At 31.6% G+C, this 22066-nt stretch carries 18 protein-coding genes; 6 read left to right on the top strand and 12 right to left on the bottom strand.

All coding sequences use genetic code 11. The features are described from left to right. The first annotated feature begins 28 nt into the window (after positions 1–28). From BT107_RS05365 to BT107_RS05350, 4 genes are read left to right on the top strand one after another with little or no spacing between them, the layout of a single operon-like run. The gene (locus BT107_RS05365) at positions 29–3532 is read left to right on the top strand and encodes a SusC/RagA family TonB-linked outer membrane protein (protein WP_084639124.1); all 3504 of its coding nucleotides are present in this window, start codon (positions 29–31) and stop codon (positions 3530–3532) included. 12 nt (positions 3533–3544) lie between these two features. Then, positions 3545–4942, top strand: coding sequence for a RagB/SusD family nutrient uptake outer membrane protein (locus BT107_RS05360; RefSeq protein ID WP_072302712.1), 1398 nt, complete (start codon positions 3545–3547; stop codon positions 4940–4942). A gap of 43 nt (positions 4943–4985) precedes the next feature. Continuing rightward, positions 4986–6062 carry a TlpA family protein disulfide reductase gene (locus BT107_RS05355; RefSeq protein ID WP_072302711.1) on the top strand — a complete coding sequence of 359 codons (1077 nt, stop codon included), beginning with the start codon at positions 4986–4988 and terminating at the stop codon, positions 6060–6062. 14 nt (positions 6063–6076) lie between these two features. Continuing rightward, positions 6077–7459 carry a TlpA family protein disulfide reductase gene (locus BT107_RS05350; protein WP_072302710.1) on the top strand — a complete coding sequence of 461 codons (1383 nt, stop codon included), beginning with the start codon at positions 6077–6079 and terminating at the stop codon, positions 7457–7459. A gap of 71 nt (positions 7460–7530) precedes the next feature. Here the strand turns inward: BT107_RS05350 and BT107_RS05345 are convergent, their stop codons facing one another. Then, complete coding sequence (locus tag BT107_RS05345) at positions 7531–8295, bottom strand: exodeoxyribonuclease III (protein ID WP_072302709.1); 765 nt, start codon at positions 8293–8295, stop codon at positions 7531–7533. A gap of 163 nt (positions 8296–8458) precedes the next feature. Here BT107_RS05345 and BT107_RS05340 point away from each other — a divergent pair, with 163 nt between their 5' ends. Beyond that, positions 8459–9418, top strand: coding sequence for a bile acid:sodium symporter family protein (locus BT107_RS05340; RefSeq protein ID WP_072302708.1), 960 nt, complete (start codon positions 8459–8461; stop codon positions 9416–9418). A 42-nt stretch (positions 9419–9460) separates the two neighbouring features. On the opposite strand, the gene BT107_RS05335 is transcribed toward BT107_RS05340, so the two are convergent. The 4 genes from BT107_RS05335 to gcvT are packed head-to-tail and all read right to left on the bottom strand — an operon-like array spanning position 9461 to position 12663. Continuing rightward, a complete protein-coding gene (locus BT107_RS05335; RefSeq protein ID WP_072302707.1) occupies positions 9461–9748 on the bottom strand; it encodes a 4a-hydroxytetrahydrobiopterin dehydratase in 288 nt (95 codons plus the stop codon). Positions 9749–9805: 57 nt separating this feature from the next. Then, positions 9806–10639 carry a sugar nucleotide-binding protein gene (locus tag BT107_RS05330; protein ID WP_072302706.1) on the bottom strand — a complete coding sequence of 278 codons (834 nt, stop codon included), beginning with the start codon at positions 10637–10639 and terminating at the stop codon, positions 9806–9808. 16 nt (positions 10640–10655) lie between these two features. After that, a complete protein-coding gene (locus tag BT107_RS05325) occupies positions 10656–11570 on the bottom strand; it encodes a glutaminase (protein ID WP_072302705.1) in 915 nt (304 codons plus the stop codon). A 7-nt stretch (positions 11571–11577) separates the two neighbouring features. After that, positions 11578–12663 carry a glycine cleavage system aminomethyltransferase GcvT gene (gene gcvT, locus BT107_RS05320; protein WP_072302704.1) on the bottom strand — a complete coding sequence of 362 codons (1086 nt, stop codon included), beginning with the start codon at positions 12661–12663 and terminating at the stop codon, positions 11578–11580. A gap of 238 nt (positions 12664–12901) precedes the next feature. On the opposite strand from gcvT, the gene BT107_RS05315 reads away from it, so the two are divergent. Further along, the gene (locus BT107_RS05315; RefSeq protein WP_072302703.1) at positions 12902–13552 is read left to right on the top strand and encodes an SDR family oxidoreductase; all 651 of its coding nucleotides are present in this window, start codon (positions 12902–12904) and stop codon (positions 13550–13552) included. On the opposite strand, the gene thrC is transcribed toward BT107_RS05315, so the two are convergent. The 7 genes from thrC to BT107_RS05280 all read right to left on the bottom strand — a co-directional run bounded on the left by thrC (position 13553) and on the right by BT107_RS05280 (position 21998). After that, entirely contained in the window at positions 13553–14848 is a 1296-nt protein-coding gene (thrC, locus tag BT107_RS05310; protein WP_072302702.1) for a threonine synthase, read from the bottom strand. It lies immediately after the preceding gene. A 31-nt stretch (positions 14849–14879) separates the two neighbouring features. Continuing rightward, positions 14880–15632 (bottom strand): shikimate dehydrogenase family protein, encoded by a 753-nt coding sequence (locus tag BT107_RS05305; RefSeq protein WP_072302701.1) that lies wholly within the window; start codon positions 15630–15632, stop codon positions 14880–14882. Then, the gene (locus tag BT107_RS05300; protein ID WP_072302700.1) at positions 15604–16623 is read right to left on the bottom strand and encodes a DUF368 domain-containing protein; all 1020 of its coding nucleotides are present in this window, start codon (positions 16621–16623) and stop codon (positions 15604–15606) included. Before BT107_RS05300 ends, BT107_RS05305 begins: the two co-directional genes overlap by 29 nt. A 6-nt stretch (positions 16624–16629) precedes the next feature. After that, a complete protein-coding gene (locus tag BT107_RS05295) occupies positions 16630–17550 on the bottom strand; it encodes a polyprenyl-phosphate transporter (protein ID WP_072302699.1) in 921 nt (306 codons plus the stop codon). A gap of 29 nt (positions 17551–17579) precedes the next feature. Continuing rightward, positions 17580–18980, bottom strand: a complete 1401-nt coding sequence (locus tag BT107_RS05290; RefSeq protein WP_072302698.1) for a tetratricopeptide repeat protein — start codon at positions 18978–18980, stop codon at positions 17580–17582. A gap of 101 nt (positions 18981–19081) precedes the next feature. Beyond that, positions 19082–20263, bottom strand: a complete 1182-nt coding sequence (locus tag BT107_RS05285) for an aspartate aminotransferase family protein (RefSeq protein WP_072302697.1) — start codon at positions 20261–20263, stop codon at positions 19082–19084. Between the two features lie 7 nt (positions 20264–20270). Continuing rightward, positions 20271–21998, bottom strand: coding sequence for an OstA-like protein (locus BT107_RS05280; protein WP_072302696.1), 1728 nt, complete (start codon positions 21996–21998; stop codon positions 20271–20273). Positions 21999–22066: the final 68 nt, after the last annotated feature.

The raw sequence follows: 22066 nt of genomic DNA, 5'->3' as shown, positions 1-22066 counted from the left end.
ATGTTTAACCAACTAACAACTCAAATTTATGAAAATAAAAGTTATTAACTCCATTTACTTTCGCAAGAGAGCAGGTGTCTTGAAGTTTATTATGAGAATATTTCTGTTTCTATTTTGTACAACCGTATTTAGTTTTTCGTCCAATGAGGTTTTTTCTCAGACAGCAAAAGTCTATATAGATGCCGATAAAGTAATTTCTGTTGATGAGGTTTTTAATATTATAAGAACTCAGACAGATTATACTTTTCTGTACCACGAAGACTTATTTAAGGGTTTTCCTTTCTTAACAGTAAAAAGAGGGAGTATAAAAACCAATGAGTTATTAAATAATTGTTTTAATGTGGAAGGATATGATTTTTCTTTAACAAAGAACAATACAATAATTATAAGTCCCAAAAGATCTAGTTTTACAATACAGCAAAAAATTACAGGTAAAATTACAGATGTAAACGGTGTGCCATTATTGGGTGTTACGGTTTTAGTAAAAGGAACTAAAAAAGGAACATACACAGATTTTGATGGTTTATATAGTATAAACGCAGCTAAAGGAGATGTAATAAGTTTTTCTTATGTTGGTTTTGAGGCTATAGAACAAGAAGTAACAGATGCTACTGTTATAGATGCAGTATTGTTAAGAAATGCAACACAATTAGATGAAGTAGTTTTAAGTACAGGATACCAAAAAATATCTAAAGAAAGAGCTACAGGTTCTTTTGATAAGGTAGACTCCAAAGTTTTAGAGACTAAAATTTCTCAGGATATTTTATCTAAAATTGAAGGGGAATTATCTGGTCTTTTATTTGATGATGCAGATGGTCCGGTAATTAGAGGTATTGGTTCTTTACAAGTAAGTGCTACGCCATTAGTAGTGGTAGATGGTTTTCCTATATCTCAAGGATTAGAATCTATTAACCCTAACGATGTAAAAGATATTACAGTTTTAAAAGATGCCGCTGCTGCATCTATCTGGGGTATTAGAGCAGCAAATGGTGTTATTGTTATTACAACTAAAAAAGGAAATAAAAATAGAAAACCTCTTATAGAGTTTTCTACAAACTATTCTGTAACACCTAAAAACAACTTAGAAGACTTAAACTACGCATCTACTAGTAGTTTTTTAGAGTATGAAAAACATAAGGCGGATAATGGATGGGCATTATTGCCAGAAGGCCGTAATCAGCCACCATTAAGAGCTGGTTTAGAAACATACTTAAAATTAAATGAAGGGTTAATTTCGCAAGCAGATGCAGATGGTATTATTAACGGTTTAAGAGGGGTAGATAGTCGTAATGAGTTCCAAGATTTGTTTATGAACGACTCTTACTGGTCTCAATACAATTTTGCAATCAGCGGTGGTGGCGAAAATAGTATGTACAGAAGTTCTGTGTCATACAATAAAAATGAGAGCAACGGCTTTTTTAAAAATAACGACTCGGACCAATTAATAGCAAATTTAAGAGGTGTTTTTAATGTAACTCCTAAGTTAACAATCTCTAACGATTTTAACTTTACCTCTAGCAAGCAAAAAAATAATGGTATGTCTTCTGGGGACTACGGAAACCATTATCAATATCAAAAAATATTAGATGTTAATGGAAATCAAATAGTGCAACCTTTTGGTTTAGCCCAAGAGTTTAAAGAGGAAAAAGTAGCAGAAGGTTACCCTTATAATTGGGACTATAATTTAATGCAAGAGTTTAATAATAAAGACAATACTGTAGAAGGTACCTCTATGCGTATACAAACTGCTATAGATTATAAATTATTAGACTACTTATCTATTCAGGGATCTTACCAATATGAGTGGAGTAATTATGAAGGGAGTTCTCTTTATAATGAAAACACATATTACGTTAGAAACCTTGTAAATACATTTACACGAGAAGAGGATGGTGATTTAATAAGCCATATAAATAAAGGTAGTATTTATAGTTACAGTAACGGAACCAACAAAACAAGACAAGGAAGAATACAATTAAACTTTAATAAGTCTTTTGATGATGCTAAGCATAGGGTAACGGCATTGGCAGGGTATGAACTTAGACAGGTTAAAAACACCTTTAATAGTAATACATTGTATGGTTTTGATCCACAAGCATTAACTTCTGCTTCTATGGCATTTGGAGAAAGAGTGCCAGTTACTGCTAGTGGTGGTGGTACTAGAAGTGTAATAAACCCAGCATCTGTTACTTATTTAGAAAATAGGTTTGTGTCTTATTACGCAAACGGTGCGTATACATATCTTAATAAATATACAGTAACAGGTAGTATTAGGTTAGACGATACCAATTTGTTTGGAGCAAGTAAAGATTATAGAAATATACCTTTATATTCAGTTGGTGGTAAATGGGATATACACAATGAAGATTTCTTTAAAGGAAATATATTTAATAGCCTTTCTTTAAGAGGTACTTATGGTGTAAATGGCAATGTAGACCGTACTACTGGGCCTCATTTAATTGCAGAAAACTCAAGACACTATGCTACAGATGTAGAATTTGCTTATATAAGAAATGTTAAAAACCCAGAGTTACGTTTAGAAAAAGTTTATGTAACTAATTTAGGTTTAGATTTTGGTTTGTTTAACAATGTTGTAAGTGGTAATGTAGATTATTACTATAAAAAGAGTACAGATTTATTATCTCCAGTTTCTTTTCCGTCTGTATACGGGTTTAATAATGCCACAATTAATGTTGGTGAAATGGAAAATGAAGGTGTAGATGTTAACTTAAATGTTAGTGTTGCTCAAAAAACAGACCTTAAATATAGTACTACATTACGTTTTAGTCATAATAAAAACACAGTTACAAAAGTAGATGTGCCAGAAGAAACAGTAGACACATATTTATTAGGGCAACCATTAGAAGGTAAACCTTTAAGATATATTTATAGTTTTGAGTCTGCTGGTTTAGATGCAAACGGAGATCCGTTAACATTAAACGAAAATGGACAATTAGTAGATGTAAATGGTAGAATAGATGTAGATGGTACTTTAGAAGAGGCACCTATACAAAATACAGATGCATTGGTTTATAGCGGTACAACTACACCTAAGTACTATGGATCATGGGTAAATAATATTAGTTATAAGAATTTTTATGTAAGAACATTAGTAACCTATAAATTAGGACACGTATTTAGAAATGATAATGTACTTGATTATGGAAGACAAACGACAGCTTATATTCATTCAGATTTTGAAAATAGATGGCAAAACCCGGGAGATGAAAACACAACAAGTATTCCCAGAGTTCCAACAGGACCAAATGATGTTGGAAGTTCGGGGTACTACTATTATGCATATGGAGATCAGTTTATAGACTCTGCATCGCACATTAGATTTAAAGAAATAATTTTTGGATATAATTTTGATTCTAAAGTTTTAGAAAATACAGGATTAGATGCCTTTAGAATTAGTTTACAAGCAAGAAATATTGGCTTAATAAACTTTAATAAATGGAATGAAGATCCAGAAAGCTTTTATCTACCAACAACTCCTACGTTTACCTTAAACTTTACACTTAATTTTTAAAATACAGTATATATGAAACTAAAATATTCAGTATTAATACTTGTATTAGTATTAATTTCATCTTGTAATAAAGAAGAGTGGCTAGAAATTCAGCCAAAAGGAGAAGTAATACCAACAACGGTAAAAGATTATCGTTTATTGTTAGATCAAGTAGGGAGGGCCTATCAAGGAGTATCTCCAGGCTTTGGAGATACGTATGCTAACACAGATTATATGTCAGACGATTTTACAATTAATGATAATACGTCTAATCGATTTGGAGCGCAGGTTATAAGAGCATATACTTGGGATAACGATTTGTATTTAGCAAACGAAGAAGATAGCGATTGGGCAACATTATATGGTCAAATATATCCAACAAATATTATTGTAGAAGAGATAATGTCTGCAACTAATGGGTCCGAGTCAGAAAAGTTAGAAATTCTAGCAGAAGCAAAAATACAAAGAGCATTTAGTTATTTTGCTTTGGTAAACTTGTATGGTTTACATTACAATACAGATGCAGCTTCTAATCCAGGAGTGCCAATGCGTTTAGATTCTAATTTAGAAGGAGCAGATTTATCTAGAAAATCTGTACAAGAAGTTTATAACTTAATAATAGAAGACGTAGAGAGCTCTATTGCTAATTTACCAGATGTACCAGAAAGTAATAATCATAAACACAGGCCATCTAAAGTAAATGCGTATGCTTTTTTAGCAAGAATATATTTATATATGGCAGATTATGAAAAAGCATTAGATGCAGCAAATAGTTCTTACGCAATATATAATACCATAAATAATTATAATGATTATGGTTTTTATTTAGATGTTCTATATCTAGATCAACCACAAAATGACAAACAATTATTATGGTCAAAAGGGTCTCCTAATACATATAGTTTATTAGTAGCAAGCGATGAATTATTTTCTATGTATACAGAAGACGATTTACGTAAGACAATGTTTTCACCAATTTCTTTCTTATTCGGAATACAAGAAGAAGGTAATGCGTTTGGGGCGCCATTTTTTACAAACTATAGAGGTTCTGGTTTTACAGTACCAGAAGTATTGTTAATTAGGGCAGAGTGTAATGCTCGTCTAAATAATTTAAACTTGGCTTTAGCAGATGTAAACTTAATTAGGGAAAACAGGTTTAAAACTGGTACATATACACCTTTGGTAAGTACAGATAAAGCAGAAGTTTTAGATATAGTTAAGAATGAGAGAAGAATGGAACTAGTAGGTAGTGGTTTACGCTTTTTTGATCTAAAACGTTATAATGAGTTTGATAATGCAAACATTACATTGTCTAGAAGCTTAAACGGTGAAACATATAACTTACAAGCAAACGGAAAAAATTGGGCTTTACCAATAGCTAAAAAATATATTAACGCTACACCAGCAATAGGTGACAACATAAGAGATTAATTTAATCTCTTATGTTTTTTTATAAAAACACACATTATTTAAGATGAAAATAAAATTTATAGCGCTTATGCTATCTGTATTTCTATGCAGTGTAGTTAGCTGTCAGCCAAAAGAGAAAGTAAGCAAAGCACAAGAATGTATTATTACAATACATACTGGAAATGTAAAAGAAGGTAAAGTGGTAGTTTATCCGTATCAAATTCTTTCATCTAGAGAAGAAGCAGAGAAATTAACAATAACTAAAGAGATAAATTCTTCTGAAACTAGACTAAACTTAGATACAACTAAAGTATTACGTACTGTAAATATACAATTAGCAGAAAAGTATTATAAATTAGAAGTTTTTACAGGTCCTTTAGCTATTAATATTAGATTAGAAAACGGCGAATTTGTAATTGAAGAAAACGATTACCAAAAAGAGTTTTTAAGTATTGGTAAAGAATTAGGATACCAAAGAATGTCTAAATTAAAGTATAAAAGAAATTTAGTCGCTAACGATTCTATTTTTAAGGCAGGCTATGCCCCATCTTTATTAAAAGCAATAGATAAGTACCCTAATAGTTATGTTTTGCCAGCAATAATTAATCAGGAGTTTTGGGGAGCAAAGGCAGATACATTACAAAAAATACTTGATGGTTTCTCTCCAGACGTTAAAGATTCTTATTATTTAATGTCTTTAGATAAAAGACTTAAATCAGAATTAACTACCGCAGTTGGTCAAAAAGCTCCTTTGTTTACAATTCCGTATGCAGAAAAAGAAGGAGATTTTAAAATATCAGATTACAAAGGTAAGTATGTTTTAATAGATTTTTGGGCATCTTGGTGCGGTCCTTGTCGTAAAGGAATCCCTAACTTAAAAGAGATACATAAAGCATTTAAAAACTTAGAAATTGTAAGTATATCTACAGATGCTAATAGAGGTGCATGGGAAAAAGCAGTAGAAGAAGAAAAAATGCCGTGGATACAATTATTAGACACTAAAAAAGTATCTAATAGCTTTAATATAACAGCAATTCCTCATTTAGTAATTATTAGCCCAGAAGGTGTTATTGTATCTAGAGGAAATTTCCATGAAGAAAAAATTTGGGAAGAATTAGCTAAATATGGATTCAATAATTAATCTAAAAGCCTAGAATGAGAAAAATAATATATACACTTTTAACTCTAGTTTTAGTAACGTCTTGTAAAGAGAATAAGCAAGAAACTATAGATTACGTTTTAGTTTCTGGTAAAATAGAAAACTCGCCAGAGGCTTCTTTAAAAGTAAATAAAAATTACAAATCTGTAGCAGAAATTACTCTTAACACAGATGGTACTTTTACAGATACGCTTAGGTTAGGTACGGATACTTATAGCATTCAGGCTGGTAAAAATTTTATACCAGTTTACATAAAAGAAGGTCGTAATATTAATATCAATTTTAATGCAAGCGATTTTAAAAATAGTTTAACTATTACTGGTATTGGTGCACCCGAGACTAATTTTTTAATCTTAAAATCTAAAGAAAAGGAACAGTTTTACGGAGAAATAGGACAAAAATTTTATGCTTCAGGAGAAAAGGAATATGAGAATAGGTTGCAAAAATTTAAAACTAAATTAGAGCAAGTTTTAGATACCGATTCAGGAATAGACTCAACTTTTAAAACTTTAGAAAAAAAAGATCTAAATTATTTTAGGTTAGATATGCTTTTAAAGCATCAAGAAATGTATAGGTATTTTGCTAACGATTCTACTTATACAGTTTCTAAAGATTTTTTAAAAGATGTAGAAAATATATCTCTAGAAGAAGAGGAAGTTTATAATTATTCTGCTACTTACCAAGGGTTAGTAGCTTCTCATTATCAAAAAGAAGCAAAAAAAATACAAGATGAACAAGGCAAAGATTATGATATATCGTATTTAAATGCAGTAGGTGAAAACAGCAACGATTACATTAGAAATACACTTTTGTTTAAGGCAGCTGAGTTTACATTAACTTTTACTTTTGATAAGACTACGTATTATAACGATTTTTTAAAGTATTCTACTAATGAAGAAAACAATGGGCAAATAACAAAACTATATAACGAACTGCAATTGACAGCAGAAGGGCAACCTTCACCTAAGTTTATAGGTTATGAAAATTATAAAGGAGGTACTAGCTCTTTAGACGACTATAAAGGAAAATATGTTTTTATAGATGTTTGGGCAACTTGGTGTGGACCTTGTTTATATGAGGTTCCTTTTTTACAAGAAATTGAAAAAAAATACCATAATAAAAACATAGAGTTTGTGAGCATTTCTGTAGATGCAGAAAGAGACCATGACAAATGGAAAAAGATGGTAGAGGAAAAAGGTATGGGAGGTGTACAGTTGTATGCTAATAAATCTTTTGACTCGGACTTTGCTAAAGATTACGTTATAAAAGGTATTCCTAAGTTTATTTTATTAGATCCAGAAGGAAAAATTGTTAGAAGCAATGCACCAAAACCATCTAACAAAGATTTAATTACTTTGTTTAATGAGCTGGGGATTTAGACTTAATTAATTACAATAAAAAACGCCTAAAGAATTAAACTCTTTAGGCGTTTTTACTTTACTTATATTATTTAAAAATTAATTTTTAAACCAATAGGGCAGTGGTCAGATCCCATAATGCCAGAGAAAATGGTTACCTCCTTAACTTTGTCTGCAATAGATTTACTCACTAAAAAATAATCTATACGCCAACCCGTATTACGTTCTCTAGATTTAAAACGGTAGCTCCAAAAAGTATACGCTACTTCTTTTGGGTGTAATAGTCTGTAAGAGTCTATAAAGCCGGCAGCAATAAAATTATCCATTCCATCTATTTCTGTCTGTGTGTAGCCAGCAGTTTTGTTGTAATTGCTTTTATCGTTCTTTAAATCTATAGCAGTATGTGCTACATTAAAATCGCCACATGCAATTACAGGCTTTTTCTTTTCTAGCTCTTTTAAATAATTTAAAAAATCTTTATCCCATTGCTTTCTGTACTCTAATCTGTCTAGTTTTTGTCCGGAATTAGGTACATATACGTTTACCACATAAAAATGCTCGTATTCTGTACAAAGTACTCTACCTTCTAAATCGTGCTCTTCTATACCTATATCTGCCTTACTACTTAAAGTTTTTACTTTGCTTAACGTAGCAGTTCCAGAATATCCTTTTTTATCTGCAGAGTTAGATGCTAAACTAAAATCTTTTAATGGATCAAGGGCCTTGGCAACCTCATCATCTTGTGCTTTAGTTTCTTGTAAACAAAGAATATCTGGTTGCATACTAGCAACAGATTCTAAAAATTCTTTTTTTACAACAGCACGTACACCATTTACATTCCAAGATACTATATGCATTTCTCTATACTTTTTAAATTAAAAATAGAATTATGTAATTCTAGGATGAAATTAAATAATAGAATTGGTTTAACCTTAAAAAAAGAGGATATTTTAAAGCAATTATCTTTCTCAATCTAACTACAAGTACTTAATATTGTAGGGTAAAAAACAAAGAATAAAAATGAAGATTGATAAGTTTGTCTTATTTATTATAGCTGTAATTACTGTGGCTTATTTTTTTCCGCAATGGGGAGCTAAAGACAGTTTAATCCCTATTAACACTATAAGCAGTGTTGGTATATCTTTAATATTCTTTTTTTATGGATTAAAACTAAGTCCGTCTAAACTTAAAGCCGGCTTAAAAAACTGGAAGCTTCATATATTAATACAAGCATCTACATTTATTTTATTTCCGTTACTAGTTTTATTAGTTAGGCCATTGTTGCAAAGCCAAGAACAAGAAACAATATGGTTGGCTTTCTTTTTTTTAGCAGCATTACCATCTACGGTGTCATCATCTGTGGTAATGGTTTCTATAGCAAAAGGAAATATACCTGCAGCTATTTTTAATGCTAGTATCTCTGGTATAATTGGTATTTTGGTAACTCCTTTATGGATGGGCTTGTTTGTGACTAGTGACCAAGCTGGCTTTAGTTTTGTAGATATTTATACCAAGCTTATTGTGCAAATTATTTTACCAGTTGTGGTAGGAGTATTGTTGCAACGTTATTTGGGTGACTTTGCACAAAAACACAGTAGTAAAATTACGTTGTTTGATAAGTCTATTATTTTATTAATTATATACAAAAGTTTTGCATCGTCCTTTAATGATAAAATTTTTAGTACTGTATCTATGTTAGATTTAGTACTAATATTACTAGGCGTACTAATCTTATTTACCATAGCATATTTTAGTACAGGTTTTATAGCGTCAAAATTAAATTTCAATAAAGAAGATTTAATTACTGCTCAGTTCTGTGGCACAAAAAAGTCCTTGGTTCACGGTACAGTTTTCTCTAAAATTATATTTGGTAATATGGCCGTTATAGGTATTGTGTTATTGCCAATAATGCTTTTTCACGCTATACAAATATTAATAATAAGTGTTGTAGCAACTAAGCTTGCTAAAAGAGAAGCATAAAAAAACCTAGCACATAATGGCTAGGCTTTATATTTTTTAATGCTACTCGCTGTCTATTATTTCTTCAATAGTTTTAGCTAATACAAAGTCTTTTTCTGTAACACCATTTGCATCATGTGTGCTTAAACGTATGGTTAATGTGTTGTACAAGTTACTCCAATCTGGATGATGATTTTGTATTTCGCATTCAAAAGCAATACGAGTCATTACACAGAATGTTTCTTTAAAGTTTTTAAATTCAAATGTAGTTTCTAAAGCACCATCAGTATAATCCCAACCGTCTAAATTATTTAATTTACTAGTTATTTCTTCAGTTGTATATTTTTGCATCTTTCTAAAATTTAGTGTACCGCAAAGTTACAAGAAGTAACAACGTTAAAACAAGTATTAAGAGAAAAGATGATGATCTATTGTGTCTTGGTATGTGGTACGTAGATGTTTAGGCAGTTTGTTGCTTTTTGGTAAAACTGCTAAATATCTATCTTCATTAGAAGCAAACACTCTTTTGTATATAGGGTTGTACAAACCAATTTTGGTAATTATTTCTTTTATAAAATCTTCATGATGTACCAAGTCGCTACTCCCTAAATGAAAAACACCTGTTTTATCGTGATTAATAATGTAGTGTATTTGCTGCGTAACCTTATCTATGTGCGTAACGTTAAAAATTAAATTAGGAAAAACCTCTATAGCTTCTTTGTTGTGTAATAGCGTTTTAATTTCTTTAATTCGGGGAGAGTTGTTACCAAAAACCATTGGCAAGCGTATAATAATTGCTTTGCTCTTTGGTAATCTTAACAACATATTTTCAATCTTAATTTTTAATCGACCATAAATACTAAGAGATAATGTTTTATCTAACTCATACGATGGGTATTTGCTATACGCATCAAAAACATTAGCAGAAGATAAAAACAGTAATTTGGTATTATGTGTGGTAACGTATTCTATTATATGTTGATGTGCCAATACCTGTGCAGCAAAATTACCTCGTATGGCAGATATAATATAATCTGGTTTTACAATTTCTAATAATTCGTAAATGTCTGTCTCTTCTACATTATAATGGTAAAACTGACCATTATCTTTATAATCCTTCTCGTTGTAACAATACGTTCCGTAAGTATCGTAATAAGCGTGTAGCTCTTTGTATATAGAGTTACCAACAAAGCCACTTGCACCCAGAATTAAAATTCTATGTTTAGATTTTTTCTCTTTCATTACTCAGTTTGTCGACTTAAAAAATAGAGAGTTTAGTCTGAGTCGTAAATAGTTCTAATGCTTGCATTCCTAATAAAGAATTTCCTTTAGCATTAAGACCAGGAGCCCAAGTAGAGATAATAAATTTATTAGGTAGCAAAGCAACTATACCGCCGCCAACACCACTTTTGCCAGGTAAACCAACTCTAAAAGCAAACTCGCCTGCCTCGTCATAAAAACCACAAGTAAGCATAATAGCATTTATACGTTTAGCTTGGCTAACTGGTATGTGTTGTATATTGTTTACGCATTTACCACTATTTGCAAACAAATAGAAAGCTTTAGCTAGTTGGGAGCAACTCATATCTATAGAACACTGATGAAAATAAAAATCTAAAACATCATCTACATCATTAGTTAGATTTTTAAAAGATTTTAAAAGATTTGCTGCTGCGTAATTGGTGTAGCCAGTTCTTTTTTCTGATGCTGCTACTTTTGTATTATAATTTATAGTTTGGTCATTTGCAATTGTTCTAACATAGTTTAAAAAGTCTTCTTTAGGATTTTTTAAATGTGTTAGTAGTATATCTGCAATAACCAATGCGCCAGAGTTTATTAACGGATTTCTAGGAATACCATTTTCTAACTCTAATAAAGATAAATGATTAAATGGGTTGCCAGACGGTTCTACGTCTACACGTTGCCAAATGCGATTGTCTTCAAAAGCAATAGCTTTAGATAGCGCAAGTACTTTAGAAATACTTTGTATAGAGAATGGAGTTTCTGCTTGTCCGGCAGAATAAGTGCTACCATCTATATGTTGTAAAAAAATACCGAAACTATTTATATCTTGTTTAAAAAGTTCCGGAATGTAAGATGCAACAACACCCTTAACTTCTTCGTTAATTAATTGGTTATGGATGTTGTTGATAATACTTTGAAAATCTGTCATATAAAAATTAAGCCTTATAAAAAGGTAATTTTACAACAGTTGCAGCAACTGCTTTTTTTCTAATTTGTATAAATATTTCTGAACCAGCACTAGATACTGCTGTTGGTACATAACCTAAGCCAATACCTTTGTTTAAAGAAGGAGACATAGTACCAGAAGTAACAATACCAATTTTAGCGCCATTAGCATCTACAATATCATAATCGTGTCTAGGAATACCTCTCTCTGTAAGTTCAAAAGCAATTAATTTACGTTCTGGGCCATTTGCTTTTTGCTTAGCTAAAGCCTCACTATTTACAAAGTCCTTAGTAAACTTAGTAATCCACCCAAGACCTGCTTCAAACGGAGACGTAGTGTCACTAATATCGTTACCATATAAACAATAACCCATTTCTAAACGCAATGTGTCTCTAGCAGCTAAACCAATAGGAGCAATATCAAACTCAGCACCAGCTTTAAAAACATTATCCCAAATTTGTTTTACATCTTCATTTTTACAATAAATTTCAAATCCTCCAGAACCAGTATACCCAGTTGCAGAAATAATTACATTTTCTACACCAGCAAAATCTGCTACTTCAAAAGTGTAAAATTTAATTGCAGCTAAATCTACAGATGTTACAGACTGCATAGCTTCAATAGCTTTAGGGCCTTGGATAGCTAAAAGAGAATATCCTTCAGAAATATTACGCATTTCTGCTTTTATAGTTTCGTTGTATTTAGAAATATGATTCCAATCCTTATCAATATTAGATGCATTAACTACTAATAAATATTGTTCATCTTTAAGTTTGTAAACAATAAGGTCATCTACAATACCACCAGTTTCATTTGGTAAACAGCTATACTGAGCTTTACCAATAACTAATTTAGAAGCATCGTTAGATGTAACTTTCTGTATTAAGTCTAAAGCATTTGGACCTTCAATTAAGAACTCTCCCATATGCGATACATCAAAAACTCCAACACCTTTGCGTACAGTTTCATGTTCTATGTTTACACCAGCGTAAGAAACAGGCATATTATAACCAGCAAAAGGAACCATTTTAGCGCCAAGAGCTTCGTGAGTAGATGATAATGCAGTATTTTTCATTAAAACAATTTATATAATTAGACTATAGTTAGTTTTTTTCAAAGGTATCGAAAATTGTTCGTTTTTATAAACCTGTGTATGTATAAAAATTTGTTGTTTCTAGGTTGATCTATTCCTTTTTTAAGATTGCTAATTTTAGTAAAGAAAAGTAGTGCAAAGGCTTTGTTAATTTGTATTAAACTAACGTTAAACCACTTAATATATTAGGAATTGGCGTTGTTGAATGTTATACTAGAGTATGGAAAACATATTAGTAGCCGGTGCCAACGGTACCACAGGAAAACAAATAGTGAACCTTTTAAAAGAATCTCAATATTTTAACCCTATTGCAATGGTTAGAAAAGAAGAGCAGAAAGAATATTTTAAAGCAAAACATATAGATACTGTTCTTGGTGATTTAGAGGGCGATATAAACAAAGTATTTAACCAAATGGAAAGTGTAGATAAAGTTTTATTTGCAGCTGGTTCTGGGGGAAAAAAAGTAATAGAAGTAGACCAAGAAGGAGCAAAGAGACTAATTGATGCATCTAAACAAAACAATATTAAAAAGTTTGTAATGTTAAGTTCTATGGGGGCAGATAAGCCGGAAGAAGCAGAACAATTACAAGAGTATTTAAAAGCAAAGCATAATGCAGATGAATACTTAAAAACCAGCGGGTTAAATTATAGTATAGTACGCCCGGGATCTTTAACTAACGAAGAGCCCCATAATGAAATAGAGCTCCAAGGAAAGTTAAATAAAAGAGGTGAAATTAGTAGAAGTGATGTTGCACAAACATTAGTTAGAACTCTAAATGATGATGTAGCAAACAAAGCCACTTTTGAAATTATTAAAGGAAATACTTTAATAGGTGAAGCTTTAGATAAATTTTCTACTGTAAATGCTTAATTAATTTTTTAATAAAAAAGATTTTAATTCATTGTAGCTGCCAATTTTGGTGGCTACTTTTGTTTTATGTATTACCGACTGTATCTGTTCTGGTAATGGTTGTTTTTCTTTAATTACTTCTTCAACCACATCTAAAAACTTAGTTGGGTGTGCAGTTTCTAAAAATACACAGTGTACATCTTCATTATTTTTTAGATATGCTTTGCAGCCTAAGTAACCAACAGCTCCGTGCGGATCTGCTACATAATTGTATTCTTTGTAAATAGTAGCTAATGCTTCCTTAGTTTCTTTATCAGAAAAACTAAAAGAAGATAAGTTTTCTTTTAAAGCAGAAAAATTATTTTTATAAATTTCCTGTATACGTATAAAGTTACTTGGGTTACCTACATCCATAGCATTACTAATAGTTTGCACAGATGGTTTAGGGTTGTAATCTTCTGTTTTTAAATAGTTAGTTACAACATTGTTCTCGTTGTTAGATGCTATAAAATGCTTAATTGGCAGACCTAATTGCTGTGCTACCATACCTGCACATATATTTCCAAAATTACCACTAGGTACAGAAAAAACAATATTTTTATGGGTGTTGTGTAGTTGCTTATAGGCAAATATAAAATAAAAGAGCTGTGGTAACCAACGTGCTACGTTAATAGAGTTTGCAGATGTTAACTGCATTTTACTAGTTAATTCATCGTCTAAAAATGCACGTTTTACCATATCCTGGCAATCGTCAAAAACACCGTCTACTTCTAAAGCTGTAATATTTTGTCCTAAAGTAGTTAATTGCTTTTCTTGTATGTCACTTACTTTTCCGCTTGGGTATAAAATAACTACGTTTACACCTTTTACTCCTAAAAAGCCATTGGCAACAGCGCCGCCAGTATCTCCAGATGTAGCTACCAGTACAGTAACCTCATTAGTATTATCTTTATTAAAATAGCCAAGACAACGAGCCATAAAACGAGCGCCGACATCTTTAAATGCCATTGTGGGACCGTGAAAAAGCTCTAAAGTAGATACGTTTTTATCTAACGTTACAACTGGGAAGTCAAAAGATAATGTCTCTTCTACAATAGTTTTTAGAATAGCTTCAGGAATTTCCGGAGAAACAAATTGTTTAATTGCAGTAAACGCAATTTCTGAATTAGATAAATGATCTATGTTTTTAAAGAAATCTTCAGGCAAAGGAGTAATGCTTTCTGGAAAGTATAAACCTTTATCTGGAGCCAAACCTTTTACAACTGCATTTTTAAATGTAGTGTTAGGTGCTTTTTTGTTTAACGAGTAATAATTCATTTTTAAGCTATTCTAAAATTTAATATTCTATTTAACTATTCCATATTTTCCAAGACTCTTCTGCTTGGTGTTCTAACATATGTTGTCCGTTACTAATGGCAGCTCCTTGTGCTTGTCCCGCACTTAAAAAAGCTGTTTTTTCTGGATTGTAAATAAGATCAAAAAGTAAATGATCTTTTGTTAGATATTGATAAGGAATAGCTGGTTTTTCTGTGATGTTTGGGTGTGTGCCCAATGGAGAACAATTAACAATAACAGTATGTTCTTCAATTTTATTTTTATTTAAATCTGTATATGTAAATTGATTTTCTTTTGCTGTTCTAGAGACATATGTACATACAATACCTAGTTCTTCTAAAACATATTTTACTGCCTTAGAAGCACCTCCAGTACCTAAAATTAAAGCTTTGTTATGGTGTTTTTTAAGATGAGGTTCTATAGATTTTTTAAATCCGTATGCATCTGTATTGTAACCCACTAGTCCATTTTTTGTAAACTTTATTGTATTTACAGCACCAATGGCTTTAGCTTTTACATCTAAATCATTTAAAAACGGAATAATACTTTCTTTGTATGGTATGGTAACATTACAACCCATAATGTTATGGTTGTTCGCTAACGTGGTTTTAAATTCGTCAATTTCTTGATAGTCAAAATTTACGTATTCGTAATTAGAAAGGCCAAGATTTTTAAACTTTTGGGTAAAGTAATTTCTAGAAAAAGAATACTCTATATCTTTTCCTATTAGCCCATATTTATGCTGTTGCTTTTCTGTGTTTTCCATACCAATCTAGACCTAATAAAATACTTATTCCTATAACTACAAAAAAAACTGCCCACCATGTTTCAGAAATCACAAAATCTGGAAAATAGCGCGAATAATTCTTGATAATTTCGTTTCCGTTAGAGTCTATTAAAGTATTCCCAACGTTATCTAGTTTGTAAACTGTTTTTTTCCAAGGCCAAACAACACCTAAAGAGCCGGTAATAAAGCCTAGAATAACAGCAGTTGTTATATGTTTAAAATGTTTTAAAACATAACTTATAATGTGAGATAAACTAACCAAGCCAACAGCAGAGCCAGCTGTAAAAACACCAAGTATAGTTAAGGTGTTTAAGCGTTCTGAGTTTTTAGTAAAACTAAAATCTCCTTTAATTATTTCTGCAAATGTATCATACAATGCATTAACCGAGTCTACTAAGAGAAGTACATAGTTACCTAATAAAATTAAAATAAAAGAGCCAGATAAACCTGGTAGCGTCATACCAGAAACACTAATAATTCCGCAGAAGAATATAAAGAATAAGTTATCATTTTCTGTAGCAGGATTTAAAAAGCTTATTGAAATTCCTATTGCCAAACCAACAATTGCAGCAAAGAAGGTTTTTTTATTCCAGTGGTCAAAGTCCTTTGCTATGTAGTAAATAGATCCAATAATCATCCCAAAAAAACAAGCCCAAACATTAAGCTCATTATGTTCTAAAAAATAGTCTAAAACTTTAGAAACACTAAAGTAACTTATAAGCATACCAAAAATTAGTAGCGTAATAAATGTACCATTAATATAAGTGTAGAAACTTTTTAATCTGCCGTTTAAAAGTAGCTTTAAAGCTTTAAAATTAAATTTCTGTAAAGAGTATATAAACTCTTCATAAAAACCACCAACAAAGGCTACAATACCTCCTGAAACTCCAGGAACTTTATTTGCGGCGCCCATACATAGTCCTTTTACAACAAGGAGAAGCTTGTCTATAAATGTTCTAGTATGTGCCATTGTTATCTACTTGTTTTTTGAAGCTACTTTTTCTAGTATAAAAATAAGCGAAAATCCTAAGACAGCTAGTAATACAGCAGCTAATAATTGGTTGTCGCCATTAAAAGAAAAAGGAGAAACGTTTTGCTCAACTACAGGTATTATTTTGTCACCAAAAACTTTAGTTTTTAGTACTGTTTTCCAAGGCCATATTTTAGCCAATGAACCTAATATAAAACCAGTTAATACAGCTAGTGTTAAGTTTTTTTGGTGATGAAACATCCACTTTAATAATCGTGCAAAACTTAATAATCCAAAAATGGCACCAGCACCTACAATAGCTATAGTTTTTATATCGTAGCTGTGAACTGCGTCTAATATTGTTTTATACGAACCTAATAGTACAAGTATAAATGCGCCAGAAATACCAGGTAAAATCATTGCGCAAATAGCTAAAGCACCAGATAAAAATAAAAATGGTAGACTAGCAGAGTTGTCACTAACAGGTAGTGTTGTAATGTAATATGCAACTACAGCACCTAAAATAAGACCTATAATAGCTGCAGCATTCCATTTTTCTATAGATTTAGCTATAATGATAATACTAGCAACTACAAGACCAAAAAAGAAAGACCAAACTAAAACAGGATGATTCTCTAAAAGCCAGCTAATACCTTTTGCTAGAGAAAGTACGCTAATACCAATTCCTAAAAATAAGGCTACTAGGAAGTTACCGTTTAATTTAGTCCACATTACTTTAAAACCTTCTTCTTTTAAAGTTTTAAAAAGTGAAAAATTAACATTGTTAATGGTCTCTATAAGTTCTTCATAAATACCAGAGATAAATGCAATTGTACCACCAGATACTCCAGGAACAACATCTGCTGCGCCCATTGCTAAACCTTTAAGAGTGATAAAAAAATACTGTAATATGCTACGTTCTTTCATAATTATAATAAAAACGTAAAAATATAGATTTATTTGGAAGAGTTGCCAAATTCTAGAATAATGTTGTTTATCCAAACATTATTTTTAAACTGAGGAAATTCCAATTTAAACATAGCAACTTTTTTAGTATTGGCTTTTAAGGCTTTAACTAAAAATTCTTTTGCCTTTATAGTTTGATCTAACACCATATGTGCACCAGCTATTTTATACAAAACATCTGAATTGCTAGGGTAGAACTCTAAAGCCTGTTGTAGTATTTGTATAGCAGAATGTGGATCTCCTTTTTTTAATACCAAACTACTCCAAAGCAACCACGTTTTTAATTCGCAATCTCCTAAGTCTACCATTTTTTGGTAGGCCATTTCAGCCTCTTCAATTAAGCCTAAAGCTTCGTTAATATAGGCGTTTTTCTCCCAGTAGAATAAGTTTTCCTCTTCTATATTAATAGCTTTTGTAATGTATTCTTTAGCTTTTAAATAGTCTTTTTGTTTCATGTAAAAGTTAGTAATTGCTAACCAGCCCTTATCTAGTAAAGGATCTTCATGAACTGTTTTGTAGTAATTTAATTTAGCTAATTCTGTATTGCCAAGTTTTTCATGGCATTTACCAATACGTAAATATGCAAAAGCAGAAGGATCTTCAATCTCTATAGTAAATTCATAATTTTCTATAGCTTCATTGTAACGTTTTAAGCGTTCTAGAATTTTTCCTTTTTCAAAATAAGCACCAACAAAAGTGTCATCAGAAATAATTGCAAAATCAAATGCATTTATAGCTTCATTATACATTTTTTTAGCAAAATATTGTTTTCCTAATTGATGCCAAGCAACTTCGCAATATGGGTTTTTTTCTAAATAATCATTTAGAAATTCAATAGCACCATCATAATCTTCTAGAAAATCGAAACAGTAAATAATGTTGTAAAGTGATGCGTAATCTTGCTCATCAAACAAAACACATTGAATAAAATGCTTTTTAGCTTCTTCAAAATTATCCATAAAAAGATGCTCCATACCTAATAAAGAGTGTATGTCTATGGCGTCTTCAGATAAAGATAACGCTTTTTCTAGTAGTTTAATTGCTGTACTATGATCGTCTTTTTTAGAGAAGATATTTGCTCTCTGTATGTATATTTCTTCGTTATTACTGTCTATAGTCTGTAAACTATCTAGCATACTTTCTGCGAGCTCAAGGTTGTTTTCAAAAACGTGTACCTCTACTTCTAAAAGCTTTAGCTCTATAGTACTTGGGTGTTGGGTTAAACCAATTTTAATGGCTTTTTTTGCCAATGACATTTTTCCATTGTTTAAATAATGGTGAATAATGTCTTCAAAATCTTCCGCGTCAAAGAAATAGACATCATCTGTCTTTAGCATTGACTCAAATTTTGCTATTGGTCTGTCTGGTCTTTCTTCAGCTTCAAATGCCATATAAATTCTTTCTTACTTAATAAGATTAAAATAAAAGTAACGCTTTAGGTCTCTTTTTTGGGGTGGTTGGTGTGTATATTATTAACAAAATAGTTAACAACCTATTTCTTGTAGTTGTCTAAAGCCTCTAGTATTAGTTTGCATCCTGCAATAATTTCTTCATTAGAAATTGTTAGAGGAGGAGAGATGCGTACAGCTCTAGGTTCAAATAATAACCAGAATAATACCAGTTTATTTTTTGCACAATATAGAACAACGTGGTTTGTAATATCGGCATTTTCTAGCATAATTGCGAGCATTAAACCTTTACCACGTATATCCTTAATGTGTTTGTGTTTTAGTTGTTTTTTAAAGAGTTTTTCTTTTTCTAAAGTCTCTTTAATTAGATTTGTATTTGTTAATTCTTGTAGTGTAGCTAAACTAGCAGCAGCAACTACAGGATTGCCTCCAAATGTTGTAATATGCCCTAGTTTAGGGTTGTTTTGCAAGTTTCTCATTAAGTTGTTAGACGCAACAAAAGCACCTACAGGCATACCAGAAGCCATACCTTTACCAATGACTAAAATATCAGGAATACAGTTGTAATTTTCAAAAGCAAACAGTTTTCCGGTTCTTCCAAAACCAGGCTGTATTTCGTCTAAAATTAAAAGTGCGCCAACTGCTGTGCAACGAGCTCTTACCTTTTCTAAATAGTTATTTTTAGGTACAATAAAACCTGCACCTCCTTGTATGGTTTCTAAAATTACAGCAGCAGTATGTTCTGTAATTTTATCTATATCTTTTTCTGAATTAAATTTGATAAATGTTGTGCCGGGAACCAGAGGTCTAAATGCGCTTTTTTGCGATTCTGAACCAGAAACACTCATACTACCCATTGTATTTCCGTGATACGAATTGTGTGCAGCAACAATTTGATGCCTTCCAGTAGCTCTTTTAGCTAGCTTTAAGGCTCCCTCAATAGCTTCTGTACCGGAATTAACCAAGTATGTGGTTTCTAATTTTTCTGGAAGCAAAGAGGCTAATAATTTAGCATATGCTACGGCTGGTTTTTGTACATATTCTCCATAAACCATAACGTGCATATATTCCGATGCTTGCTTGGTTATTGCATCTACTACTTTTGGGTGACAATGTCCTAGTGTACACGCAGAAACACCTGCCACAAAATCTAAATGTGCATTGTTGTTTTTATCGTAAATATAACTGCCGCTAGCTCGTGAAACTTCTAAAGTTAAAGGATGCGGACTAGTTTGTGCTTGGTAGTGTAAAAAGTCCTTTTTCACCTGAAATCTATTTTTGTTGCTTAAGTTTTGTTTTTGGTGCTGGCTTTGCTAGAGTAGGTTTAGGTAAACTTTTTTTTCTAGTTGCCTTGGTATTGGGCGGGTTATTTATAGGGTCTCCTTGGTTTTTATGACGCTCTTGTTCTTCTGCGTCTATATCTATAGGATTGCTAATACCTCTTATTATAGGAAGAACAATATTGTTATCATCCTCATCAAAAATATCTTCTTTGGTGTAAATACGTTGATCTCCATACCAAACAAACCCCTTTAGTTTTACACCTCTTTCTGGTTCTTGACCTTCTGGAAATGTTGTGCCAGATGGGTTTATGTAATACGTAATAACGTCTATGGCATTCTCTTGCATAAGCATACTTACCTTACCACAAAGAGATTCATCTATACCTATAAATTCATTTTCATCATTATAAGAATAATAAATTACTTCTACATTCTGTACAAGATCTATCATGTTTAACTCGTTGTTTACAAACTTACCAAAGAGATTTTTTCCTTTTGCTTGGTTGTAACCTGTTTTACTAATAGTGTCTAATGAGATGATAAATGCATTATTTATCACTTTAAGAGAGTCTAATTTGTCAGTCTTTAAGTCACTAATTAAATGGATGCTATCTCCTGTCATTTGGTTGTCTATGTTCCAAATAATAGGATTTGTAATAAGTTGTGTTACGCCAGTTTTTTGATCAAAATGAATAGAATCGCACTTACCACTTATATCAGTCTTAAAAAATTTAGCATTTCTAAAGGCGCGTATAACTCTATTGTCTGGTTTTCCGGTAATCATTAAAGTATCTCCGTGCATATACAAAGAGTCTTTTTCCATTACATTAATAGCAACGGCTCTTTTAGTAGCAAAGACGGAATCTTTTTCTTTGTAAACTTCAGCGTAGTGTGCTCTTATTACACCATCGTTTACAGTATCTGTTACAACAATGTTGTTTGTAGCAGAGGCAAATTGTTTGCGTTTATTAAAGTAAACACTATCACCCACTATTATTTTATTGCTGTAATCTATACGCGTGTTTTTTATACCATAACCAGTTTCTACTTTTGTATCGTAATATCCACGCTCGCAATACATTACATAGTCTTTGCCAGTAACGGTAGAAGGGCCGTACATATATAGATGCTCAGATTCTGTATAGTAATCTAATTGTTCTGATAATACATGGTATTTTGGGTTTTGTACTGTAACACTATCTAACAATTGGTATTTGTTAGTAGTCATAAAAAAACGGCCAATTCTACTTTTTATAGTATTTGCGGTATCTATAATAGTACCATAATGCCTGTAGTAAGATTCTTGTTTTTCTCTATCAAAATACAAAGTATCTGTGGTAAGTGTAGCGTCTGGACTTTGCAAAACTACATTTTTAGAGGCTTTTGCTAGTTTTATATCACCAAAATACTCTAGTTTACCACTGTCCATTTGTATAGAGTCTCCCTGTTGCATACGAACGTTATCTATAGCAATAAGTTTGTTTTCTTTAGGGTAAAATACAGCAACGTCGCACCACAAGGTTGCTCCTTGGTGTTCAAACTCTACCTGTCTTTCACTATCTCTACTAAAAATAGAAGCTCCTGGTAGTTTAACTTCGTCTTTTGTAAAGTTAGCTCCGTGTACTATGTTTATTTGTTTTTTTTCTACGGGTTTAACCTGCGCGTTAACTCCATAAACAAACAATAATAAACCTATAACTATTTTAAATTTTAGCAAGTCTTAAATTTTGGTCAAAAATAGGTTTTTTTTGATTGTTCTTATAACACATTGGCATAGAATTAAGA

Origin of the sequence: Cellulophaga fucicola (genome assembly GCF_900119145.1) — a bacterium.
Lineage (GTDB): Bacteria > Bacteroidota > Bacteroidia > Flavobacteriales > Flavobacteriaceae > Cellulophaga > Cellulophaga fucicola.
This window is presented reverse-complemented; position numbering and strand designations above follow the sequence as displayed.

What these genes read in the sequence shown, in the direction of transcription:
- BT107_RS05360 (WP_072302712.1), top strand. Translation starts at nt 3,545, where the DNA reads ATGAAACTAAAATATTCAGTATTAATACTTGTATTAGTATTAATTTCA.
- BT107_RS05335 (WP_072302707.1), bottom strand. Translation starts at nt 9,748, where the DNA reads ATGCAAAAATATACAACTGAAGAAATAACTAGTAAATTAAATAATTTA.
- BT107_RS05305 (WP_072302701.1), bottom strand. Translation starts at nt 15,632, where the DNA reads ATGGAAAACACAGAAAAGCAACAGCATAAATATGGGCTAATAGGAAAA.
- BT107_RS05340 (WP_072302708.1), top strand. Translation starts at nt 8,459, where the DNA reads ATGAAGATTGATAAGTTTGTCTTATTTATTATAGCTGTAATTACTGTG.
- BT107_RS05355 (WP_072302711.1), top strand. Translation starts at nt 4,986, where the DNA reads ATGAAAATAAAATTTATAGCGCTTATGCTATCTGTATTTCTATGCAGT.
- BT107_RS05315 (WP_072302703.1), top strand. Translation starts at nt 12,902, where the DNA reads ATGGAAAACATATTAGTAGCCGGTGCCAACGGTACCACAGGAAAACAA.
- BT107_RS05330 (WP_072302706.1), bottom strand. Translation starts at nt 10,639, where the DNA reads ATGAAAGAGAAAAAATCTAAACATAGAATTTTAATTCTGGGTGCAAGT.
- BT107_RS05350 (WP_072302710.1), top strand. Translation starts at nt 6,077, where the DNA reads ATGAGAAAAATAATATATACACTTTTAACTCTAGTTTTAGTAACGTCT.
- BT107_RS05300 (WP_072302700.1), bottom strand. Translation starts at nt 16,623, where the DNA reads ATGGCACATACTAGAACATTTATAGACAAGCTTCTCCTTGTTGTAAAA.
- BT107_RS05345 (WP_072302709.1), bottom strand. Translation starts at nt 8,295, where the DNA reads ATGCATATAGTATCTTGGAATGTAAATGGTGTACGTGCTGTTGTAAAA.
- BT107_RS05325 (WP_072302705.1), bottom strand. Translation starts at nt 11,570, where the DNA reads ATGACAGATTTTCAAAGTATTATCAACAACATCCATAACCAATTAATT.
- gcvT (WP_072302704.1), bottom strand. Translation starts at nt 12,663, where the DNA reads ATGAAAAATACTGCATTATCATCTACTCACGAAGCTCTTGGCGCTAAA.
- BT107_RS05295 (WP_072302699.1), bottom strand. Translation starts at nt 17,550, where the DNA reads ATGAAAGAACGTAGCATATTACAGTATTTTTTTATCACTCTTAAAGGT.
- thrC (WP_072302702.1), bottom strand. Translation starts at nt 14,848, where the DNA reads ATGAATTATTACTCGTTAAACAAAAAAGCACCTAACACTACATTTAAA.
- BT107_RS05365 (WP_084639124.1), top strand. Translation starts at nt 29, where the DNA reads ATGAAAATAAAAGTTATTAACTCCATTTACTTTCGCAAGAGAGCAGGT.
- BT107_RS05290 (WP_072302698.1), bottom strand. Translation starts at nt 18,980, where the DNA reads ATGGCATTTGAAGCTGAAGAAAGACCAGACAGACCAATAGCAAAATTT.